This window comes from Paraburkholderia sp. (assembly GCF_026225065.1).
Taxonomy (GTDB): Bacteria; Pseudomonadota; Gammaproteobacteria; order Burkholderiales; family Burkholderiaceae; genus Paraburkholderia.
The window spans coordinates 1-9,921 of sequence record NZ_JAMFSB010000371.1 but is presented as its reverse complement, the minus strand read 5'-3'; the positions used below and the strand labels follow the sequence as shown (position 1 = coordinate 9,921).

Genomic DNA, 9,921 nt, shown 5'->3' with positions numbered 1-9,921 from the left:
TCATGGTGCCGGATAGCGGCAACGGCACGCGTCATCATCATGTCCGCCTCCTACCCGAGCGCGGCCTGCACGGCGAGATCGTGGGCGCCCTTGCTCTAGGACTCGACATCACCGAGCGCAAGGAGGCCGAGTTGCGGCTCTATGCGAGCGAACAGGCCTTCCGTGCCGTTGTCGAGCATTCGCCCGATTACATCGCCCGCTACGATCTGAGCTACCGCCGCATCTACGCCAACCCGGCGCTTCTCAGCCTGATGCGTCTGCCTGCCAGCGACGTGCTCGGCACCACGCCGGCCGAGCGAGGGTCGTTCGTCGATGCCGCCCGGTATATGCAGCAGTTGCAACACGTGGTCGAAACAGGGATGGAAGTGACCGAGGAGTTACCGCTGCGCGATGCCAGTGGCCGGATCCGCTGGGGGCATATGCGTATCGTTCCGGAGTTCGCGCCGGACGGCACGGTGGCCAGCGTGCTAGCCATCAGCCGCGACATCGACGACCTGAAGCGAAGCGAGCAGCTCTTTCGTACGCTCACCGAGAATTTCCCGGACTTCATTGCCCGCTTCGACTGCGAGAGTCGTCATCTGTACGCCAATCCGGCCATTGCCCGGGCCTTTGGCGCGCCGCAGGAAGCCTTTATCGGCAAGACACCCGGGGAGTTGGCGCCAACCTCCGAAACAGAACAGAACGGGCGCCTCGAGCAGGCTGTCCGGCGCGCGTTTGTGGAGGGGCAACCGAACACGCATGAAGCGCGTTGGCTAACGGCTAATGGCCCGCGCATCTTCGAGGTGCGGCACATTCCGGAGAAGGACGCCGAAGGCCGCGTAGTCAGCGTACTGGGCATTGCACACGACGTCACTCGCCTGAGAGACATTGAACTGGCACTGCGCGACAGCGAACTGGCCTTTCGCACGCTGGCGGAAAACGCGCCGGATCCTATCATTCGCTACGATCGGGACTGCCTGCGCACGTATGTGAACCCCGAGTTCGAACGCATCAGCGGCATGGAGGCGCCGAAGCTGCTCGGCAAGCAGGCCGGCCAGGTGCCGGCGGCGACGGCCGAAGTCGCGCGGCTCACCCGCGCGAAACTGAAGGAGATCATGGAAAGCGGTGTGGTGGCCAAATTCGAACTGGCCTGGACCAAACACGGCAAATCGCAGTGCTGGTACGTGCATGCCGTACCCGAGTACAACGCGGATGGGGTCGTGCAGAGCGTGTTGACTATCTGGCGCGATATCTCCGAACGCAAGGAAGCCGAACAACGCCTGTACGAGTCTTACGACTTGTTGCGCGAACTCACCTCACGACGCGAAACCGCACGCGAGGAAGAACGCAAGCGTATCGCCCGCGAGATGCACGACGAACTCGGCCAGCACCTGACCGCACTGCGCATGGGCGCCTCGACGCTGCGTCTGCGCTTTGGCCATGACAACCCGGCTCTCGGCGAGCACGTTCAGAAAATACTGCTGCTCGCGGACAAGACGATCCAGGTGGTGCGCAACGTGGTCGCCTCGTTGCGTCCCGCCGTGCTCGATGCAGGAATCGCAGCGGCGCTCGAATGGCTCGCCGACGAATTTTCGCAGAATGGCGAGACGACCTGCCGCCTGCGCGTGCCGGAGGAAAGTCCGGAGCTCGCCGAGGACCGGGCCATTGCGTTATTCAGAATCGTGCAGGAGGCGCTCACCAATATTACGCGGCATGCCGAAGCAAAAGAGGTATTCATCACGCTGGAACAGAAGGGCAACGATTGCCTGCTAGAAGTGCGCGACGACGGCCGTGGATTCGATCCCGTAGCAATCCGCAATAAATCCTTTGGCCTCGCCGGGATGAAGGAGCGTGTGCTGATGCTCGGTGGCGCACTCGATGTGGTCAGTTCGCCGGGCAACGGCACCCTCATCAAGGTGCGCGTGCCCGTTTCGGTCAGGGAGGAGGACTTCTCCTGAGCGGAGTCTGCTTCAGCGCTGCCTCATAACCGTAGCGCTCCTAACCTAAGCTAGCTCCGCCACACCGGCCCCGTTGGAAAATCATGCTGATCGAGCGACGCCGCATGCATCTCGATGCTGTAGCCGGGGCGTTGCGGCGGCATGTAACGGCCCTGGCGGATCACCACCGGATCGACAAAGTGCTCATGCAGATGATCCACGTATTCGAGCACGCGGTTCTCTAGCGATGCCGACACGCAGATGTAGTCGAACAGCGAAATATGCTGCACGTATTCGCACAATCCGACACCACCCGCATGCGGGCACACAGGCACGCCGAATTTCGCCGCCATCAGCAACACGACGATCACCTCGTTCAGACCGCCGAGACGGCAGCTATCGACCTGACAGAAGTCGATGGCCTGCGCCTGCAGCAACTGCTTGAACATCACGCGGTTATGGCAATGCTCGCCAGTCGCTACGCCGATAGGCCGCAAGCGCTCGCGGATAGTCGCATGGCCGAGCACGTCGTCGGGACTCGTCGGCTCCTCGATCCACCACGGATCGAATTGCGCGAGACGCCGCATATTCGCGACCGCCTCGTCGACATCCCACACCTGGTTCGCATCCATCATCAGCTTGCGGTCCTGGCCGATTTCTTCACGCAGGATGCGAGCCCGGCGCATATCTTCTTCGAGGTTGCCGCCCACCTTCTGTTTGAAGTGCGTCCAGCCCTGTGCGACGCCTTCGCGGGCGAGGCGGCGAATCTTGTCGTCGTCGTAGCCGAGCCAGCCGGCCGAGGTCGTGTAGGCCGGAAAACCGTGCACCAGCATTTCCTTTTCGCGCTCGCCTTTGGTCCTTGCATGACGGTGCAGCATGGCAATCGCTTCATCCGGCGTGATCGCATCGGTCACGTAGCGGAAGTCGAGGCAACGCACGAGTTCTTCGGGGCTCATGTCGACAAGCAGCTTCCACACCGGCTTGCCTTCCGATTTTGCCCACAGATCCCAGGCCGCATTCACGACCGCGGCGGTCGCCAGATGAATGGCGCCCTTATCCGGGCCGATCCAGCGCAACTGACTGTCCGAGGTCAACGCGCGCCAGAACGCGCCCATGTTCGCGGCGATATCCTCGAGCGTCTTGCCGACGACGAGCGGCGCCAGCGCCTGTGCCGCGCTCACGCAGATCTCGTTGCCGCGCCCGATGGTGAACGTGAGGCCATGGCCCGTCAGCCCGTGCGGCGAGTCGGTTTCGAGCGTCACGTAGGTGGCGGAGTAATCCGGTGCGGCGTTCATCGCATCGGAGCCGTCGAGCGAACGCGACGTCGGAAACCGGATGTCCCGGACAGTTAGCCTGGTGATCGTAGTCATCTAAAACACCTTCCTCTGCGAGAGGCTTCAGCTTGCATCCATGAACAAAGAGGGGCGTGGCGTCATACAACGCCGCCGCCCCTCTTCTCTTTTGTCGCGCGCTACAGCAACGCTCGGCGACGCTCAGTCATACAGCACGGCGGCGATCTTCGGGTCGGTGATATTGCTCTTGTCGTACCAGTAGAAGCCCGTGTCGACCTTCTTGGGCAGCGTCTCGCCCTTCAGCGCCTTCACGGCGGAGTCGACCACGCACTTGCCGATACCAATCGGGTTCTGCGTAATGGCGCCGTACATCAGGCCTGAAGTGATGTCGTCCTTTTGCTCCTTGCCCGAATCGTAGCCAATCAGAATCAGCTTTTTGCCCGATTCCTTGACGCCGATCGCAGCACCTTCAGCCGAACCTTCGTTCGAGCCGAAAATACCCTTGAGGTTCGGATTGGCCTGGATCATCGTCTTGGCAATTTCCGCCGACTTCAGATGGTCGCCGCCACCGTACTGCACCGAGACGATCTTGATGTTCGGGTACTTCGCCTTGATCTCGTTCAGGAAGCCATCGCGGCGATCGACGCCGGTGCGGCTCGTCTGGTCGTGCACGATCAGGCCCACTTCACCGGACCCGCCAACCGCTTCGGCCATCTTGTCGGCGGCGAGCGCGGCCGCGGCGATGTTATCGGTCGCGCACGTCGTCGCCGGAATGGTGCTGTCGACGCCCGAGTCGAAGGCGATGATCGGGATTTTTTGCGCCTGCGCCCGCTTCAGCAACGGGATGGCCGCCTTGCTGTCGAGCGCCGCGATACCGAGTGCCTGCGGCTTCTTGGCGAGCGCCGCCGAGAGCATATCGATCTGCTTGTCGACCATTGCCTCGGTTTCTGGACCCTCAAACGAGATCCTGACGTTCTGCTCCTTCGCAGACTGCTCCGCGCCGGCTTTGACAGCCTGCCAGAACTGGTGCTGGAAGCCCTTCGAGATAAGCGGGATGTACGGCTGATCCGCGAGCGCGATGCTCGTGCCGCCAACGAGTGTGCCGACGCCGATTGCGACGCTGATAAGTTTTCTTTTCAACATAAGGTATCTCCTCCTGATGTGTGGGCCATCTTTCTTCAGCCATTAGGGGAGCCAACCGCACTCCCGTTTCTTGATCTTTTCTGCTCCTGCTTGCCACCTTTGCTGCGTAATCTCAGCTTTTCCTGCGCCGCAAAATATCTGCGTAGACCGCGAGAATGATGATGAGGCCGGTCACGACGATCTGCCACTCCTGAGCAACCGACATGATGCGCAGGCCGTTGGTCAGCACGCTCATGATGAACGCGCCGATGATGGTGCCCAGAATCGTGCCCGAACCGCCGCTCAACGAAGTCCCGCCGATCACTACGGCGGCGATCGCTTCGAGTTCATAGCCCTGGCCTAGCGCCGGCTGGGCCGAATTCAGGCGCGAGGCAATCAGCAGACCGGCGATGCCGCAAATGGCCCCCCCCAGGCTGTAAATGGCGATCTTCCAGCGGTCGACGTTCACGCCGGAGAGGCGCACCGCCTCCTCATTGCTGCCGAGCGCAAAGGTATAGCGGCCGAGCGCCGTGCGATTGAGCGTGATCGAACTCGCGATCGCAAGGAAGAAGAGAATCAGAACCGCATTCGGAATCGGCACGCTCGGCAGGAAATAGGCGATCAGCGAATCCTGCGAGATCATGGAGAAGTTGTCGGTGTCGGTGAAGTAGATCGGCTTATCCGCGGAGACGACCAGCGACAGCCCCTTCAGCAGCATCATCATGCCCAGCGTGGCGATGAACGGCGGTATTTTCATTTTCGCCGTGAGGGTGCCCGAGATGCTTCCGCATAGCGCGCCCGTGCCGATCGCAGCCAGCACGCCAATCCACATCGGGAAATGCCAGTTGGTGAGAAACACACCACAAATGACGGCCGTGAAGGTCATCAAGGTACCGACGGACAAATCGATGCCCCCGGTGATGATGACGAACGTGCAGGCAATCGCCAGCACACCGTTGACCGCCGTCGCCTGCAGGATCCCCAGCATGTTGTCCATCTGCATGAACGACGGCGAGGCGAAGCTGAAAAAGATCAGCAACAGGATCAGGCTGCCGAAGGCCAGCATCTTTTGCAGAGCGGTCGGCGAGAACAGGCGGGCTCTCAGGCCGGACGATCGTCCCTGGCTACCCAGTGCCGAACTATCCGATGGCTGTGTCATAAAGTGGACCTCTTGAGATTCACGCTGCTTTTAGGGTTTCGCGCCGCGTCGCCAGTTGCATGATGCGCTCCTGCGTCGCCTCCGCGGCTGAGAGTTCGCCGGTAATGCGGCCTTCGCACATCACGACGATGCGGTCGCTCATGCGCAAGACTTCCGGCAACTCCGATGAGATCATCACGATCGCCTTGCCCTGCCCGGCCAGCTCGCGCAGCAGCTTGTAGATTTCGCTCTTGGCGCCCACGTCGATGCCGCGCGTCGGCTCGTCGAAGAACAGCACGTCGCAGTCGCGCTCGAGCCATTTCGCAATCACGATTTTCTGCTGGTTGCCGCCCGAGAGAAGCCGCACCGTTTGCGTCGCCGAGGGCGTGCGGATGCCAAGCAGCTTGATGAAATGCGAAGCGGTCTTGCGCATCTGATTGCGGCGCAAGAAAAAATTGAACGAGAGGAATTTGCTCAGGTTGGACATGACGATGTTCGATTCGACGTCCATGCCGGTTGCGAGCCCAAAACGCTTGCGGTCTTCCGAGAGATAGCCAATGCCGCGCCTCACGGCGTCGCTCGGCGTCCTGATCGTCGCCTTCACGCCATTGACGATGATTTCGCCGGATTCGACCGGATCGGCCCCGAACACGGCCCGCGCGACTTCGGTGCGACCGGCGCCCATCAAGCCGGCGAAGCCCAGGATCTCACCCTTATGCAGCGCAAAACTCACGTCTCTGACGAGCGGGCCGGCGTTCAGATGTTTGACCTCGAGGGCGACCTCGCCTTTGTCCGTTCCACGCTGGGAAGGCTCGGCGTCGGTCAAGGTCCGCCCCACCATCATGCCGATGATCGTTTCGACGCTGGTGTCTTGCGCATTGACGGTCGCCACGTATTCCCCGTCGCGCAGCACGGTGACGCGGTCGGAAATCTGCTTGAGCTCATCCATCTTGTGGGAGATGTAGATGATTCCCACGCCCCCGCTCTTTAGCTCCCGAATGATGCGGAACAGCTCGGCGATCTCGGCGTCGTTGAGTGCCGAAGTCGGTTCATCCATGATCAGCACGCGCGAGTCGAAGGACAAGGCCTTGGCGATCTCGACCATTTGCTGCTTCGCCACCGTCAGAGTGCTGACGATGGCGCGCGGATCGAGATTCATATGCATTCGCGCAAGAATCTCGCTCGCCTGTTTATTGAGCTTGTCTTCGTCGAGAAACACGCCGAGCCGTCCACGCGGCTCGCGGCCGATGAACATGTTCTGGGCGACGCTCAGATGGTTCATCAACTGCAGTTCCTGATGGATGATGCATACGCCCAAGGCCTGCGCCTCGCGTGGACTCTGGAAGTCCACGGGCTGGCCGTCGTAGACGATCTCGCCGGAATCGCGGGTATACACGCCCGCCAGGATTTTCATCAGCGTCGACTTGCCGGCGCCGTTCTCGCCCATCAGCGTGTGGACTTCGCCCGCCACGAGATCGAACTGGATGTCGTGAAGCGCCCGCACGCCGGGAAAGCTCTTGCTGAGCTTCTTGACGGAAATGAGCGGGGTCATGAGGCGGACGCAACGAGAATGCTGCGGCTACCGCTGGCTTTCCCGGAGGAAGCGGATCGAACAGGCACCGCAGACGCCATGCGGCGCCGGATATCGCGGTCAAAATCACAACGAGAAGCCAGACACATTGCTGGGCCCCCAATCAGATGTAAGACGATTTTACGATGCTGGATGGCAGCCGGCCAAGCGTAGGCATTCCCTAATGTCTGAGCAAACCTGCGCTGCGGTGGCTTGGCGCGGCTTAACGGCTGCTCGTGCCTGCCTGTGCTTGCTCTATTGCGATCGAGGTGGGCGCCGGGGGCGCCGCGTGCGCGGAGAAGGCGATGAACGCGGTAGGTCCGCACCCTCGCGTTCGAGCCACGAGCGGAACAGCACGACCAGGTCGTCGTCGCATTTCGCATCCGGAACATACGTGCAATAGCTTCGAGACGGCAGACGCGGGCCGGCGAACGGCGCGACCAGCCGGCCGGCGGCGAGATCGTCGGAGACTAGCGCAGTCGGTCCCATCGCGATGCCGATTCCATCAATGGCGGCCTGCAAGGTCAGGTAGAAGTGGTCGAAAGTCAGGGTGGCAGCCGGCCGCAGCGCAGGAAGCTCTGCTCTGGCCAGCCAGTCCGGCCACAGTCGCGGCAAACTCGATGTATGCAGCAGCGTATGCTGCCTCAGGTCGTCTGGCATCCGCAGCGGCAGAAGCTGCAGGAGTGCCGGGCTACAGACCGGGAGCCGCTCCTCGGCGAGAAAAGGCTGCATCGCGTAGCCATAGAACGTATCCGGGCCGCCCCGGATGATGATGTCGTAGGGCTCTTTCAGACTCTCCACCGGCTCGTTCGACGTCTCCACTGTGACATCCACGTCGACATGCTCGGCGCGGAATTTTGCCAGCCTCGGCACCAGCCAGCGCAAGGTGAAGGTCGCGGGGGCGTTGACCGATAAGGTGCGCGAAACCGATCCGGAGACACCATATCTGGCGGTTGCCTGCGAAAGTTGCTCGAAGAGCGGGCCGATTTCCTCGAGGTAGACCTTCGCCGCCGGAGTGAGCGCTACGCGCCGGTTGTGCCGTTCGAACAATGGTGCACCAAGCCAGTCCTCGAGCAGACGCACGTGCTGGCTCACCGCACCGTGAGTCACGTGCAATTCGGTGGCGGCATCCTTGAAGCTGCCGTGCCGGCCGGCGGCCTCGAAGGCACGCAGTGCATTAAGCGGAGGTAGTACCCGTTTCATTCACGAGAGTTTCTCTAACGCGAATGGTCAATCTATCGGGTTTGTGGTCGGACCACAAGATAGATATTTTGTTTAGTGCACTGCCGATGCTCGCTAATCTGCGGGAAAACCGAATTCGTTAGACCGCGTATTCTTGGTAATCAACGGTTTGCCAATCGACTGCATCCTGCCAGAGGAGGTGCCATGCATATCGAGCCATTTCAAATTCGCGTGTCCGATGTTGAGATCGACGACTTGTGCCGGCGCTTGCGCGACAGCCGGTGGGCATCCGCGACACCATCCGAGCCGTGGCAACAAGGCACAGACACCACATGGCTGCGCGAATTGGTGAAGTACTGGGCCGAAAGTTTTGATTGGAGGGCTGCGGAACGCGGTCTGAACCAGCAGCCTCAATTCATGGCCAACGTGAACGGTCAGCGTGTGCACTTCGTTCATCAGCGTGGTGTTGGACCCCGGCCCTATCCGCTGGTCATCACGCATGGGTGGCCCGGATCGTTCTTCGAATTTCATGAGCTGGCGGATCGGTTGCGCGACCCGGCTGCATTCGGTGCGGACCCGAACGATGCCTTCGACGTCGTCATTCCTTCACTGCCGGGCTTTGCGTTTTCGCCGGCGCCGGCCACCGCGGGTACTTCAGCGTTTCAGGTAGCCGATCTGTGGGCATCGCTGATGCGAGGTCTTGGGTACCAGCGATTTGGCGCTCAGGGTGGTGACCTGGGCGCGGGGGTGTCGGTCGCGCTTGCCTCGCGGCACTCCCAGATAGTCGATGGAATCCATCTAAACTTTCTGCCGAGCTCGTACGAGCCAGCAATTGACGCCACTGATTCGCCGCTTACCATCGCAGAACAAAACTACCTTCGAGAGAAAGGTGAGTGGGCTGCGCTCGAGGGTGGTTATGCGCATATGCATAGCACGAGGCCGCAGACGTTGGCCGCGTCGCTTAACGACTCACCGGCCGGGCTGGCTGCGTGGATCGGCGAGAAGTTTCGCGCGTGGAGCGATTGCGACGGGGTTATCGAGGGGCGATTTTCAAAAGATGAGTTGCTTACCAACCTGTCGCTCTACTGGTACACCCAGAGCATTGGTACCGCAATTCAGATGTACTGGGAAAACCGCTTGCAACCCATGCGTTTCGCCCCCGGACAACGGGTATTGCCGCCGGTGAGCTTTGCGCACTTTCCGAAAGAGATTAACCACCCGCCACGCGTATGGCTGGAACGCGTGTTCGATGTCGCCCAATGGACCAATATGCCGCGTGGCGGCCATTTCGCGGCAATGGAAGAACCCGAACTCCTCGCGGCCGACATTCGTAGCTTTTTCAGGCGCTTACGGCAGTGAGGTCGTTGAGGAAGCACCCCTAGGCGGGATGCGATCTGCGTTTCGCGACGCGTGCCAAATCGAGGCGGTTCGCCCGTTCCATTGAACCGTAGGCGGGATCAAACCTTGCTGGTGATGAGGCGCGCGCGCCAGTCTATGCGTTTCGCGCCGACCCACCCGCGACCTCTCGCGGCTGCATGTTGAAATGCAATCGGGAGCTATGTGATGACCTCAATCCCTCTCTCCGGGCCTGGAGCGGATCACGAGGCTGATGCCGACGAGCAACCGTCTACAACAAGAGCGGCGCAGGCCGACGCCGCGCCGTCCGGTCAGCCGGTCAATAGCGACCGCCAGCCGCAATTC

General features: G+C 61.2%; 7 protein-coding genes. 2 read left to right on the top strand and 5 right to left on the bottom strand.

What is annotated here, in order from left to right:
- A partial coding sequence (locus M0954_RS26000) for a PAS domain-containing sensor histidine kinase (RefSeq protein ID WP_297356311.1) occupies nucleotides 1-1,937 on the top strand: 1,937 nt, incomplete at its 5' end.
- A gap of 50 nt (nucleotides 1,938-1,987) precedes the next feature.
- Here M0954_RS26000 and M0954_RS25995 read toward each other — a convergent pair.
- The 5 genes from M0954_RS25995 to gcvA all read right to left on the bottom strand — a co-directional run bounded on the left by M0954_RS25995 (nucleotide 1,988) and on the right by gcvA (nucleotide 8,241).
- Complete coding sequence (locus tag M0954_RS25995) at nucleotides 1,988-3,286, bottom strand: L-fuconate dehydratase (RefSeq protein WP_297356309.1); 1,299 nt, start codon at nucleotides 3,284-3,286, stop codon at nucleotides 1,988-1,990.
- Between the two features lie 123 nt (nucleotides 3,287-3,409).
- The gene (locus M0954_RS25990) at nucleotides 3,410-4,351 is read right to left on the bottom strand and encodes an ABC transporter substrate-binding protein (RefSeq protein ID WP_122152261.1); all 942 of its coding nucleotides are present in this window, start codon (nucleotides 4,349-4,351) and stop codon (nucleotides 3,410-3,412) included.
- A gap of 112 nt (nucleotides 4,352-4,463) precedes the next feature.
- Nucleotides 4,464-5,489, bottom strand: coding sequence for an ABC transporter permease (locus M0954_RS25985; protein ID WP_122152262.1), 1,026 nt, complete (start codon nucleotides 5,487-5,489; stop codon nucleotides 4,464-4,466).
- A gap of 19 nt (nucleotides 5,490-5,508) precedes the next feature.
- A complete protein-coding gene (locus M0954_RS25980) occupies nucleotides 5,509-7,020 on the bottom strand; it encodes a sugar ABC transporter ATP-binding protein (RefSeq protein WP_123384713.1) in 1,512 nt (503 codons plus the stop codon).
- Nucleotides 7,021-7,293: 273 nt separating this feature from the next.
- Nucleotides 7,294-8,241, bottom strand: a complete 948-nt coding sequence (gene gcvA, locus M0954_RS25975) for a transcriptional regulator GcvA (RefSeq protein WP_297356307.1) — start codon at nucleotides 8,239-8,241, stop codon at nucleotides 7,294-7,296.
- A gap of 183 nt (nucleotides 8,242-8,424) precedes the next feature.
- On the opposite strand from gcvA, the gene M0954_RS25970 reads away from it, so the two are divergent.
- On the top strand, nucleotides 8,425-9,579 hold the full coding sequence (locus M0954_RS25970; RefSeq protein ID WP_297356313.1) for an epoxide hydrolase family protein: 1,155 nt from the start codon (nucleotides 8,425-8,427) through the stop codon (nucleotides 9,577-9,579).
- Nucleotides 9,580-9,921: the final 342 nt, after the last annotated feature.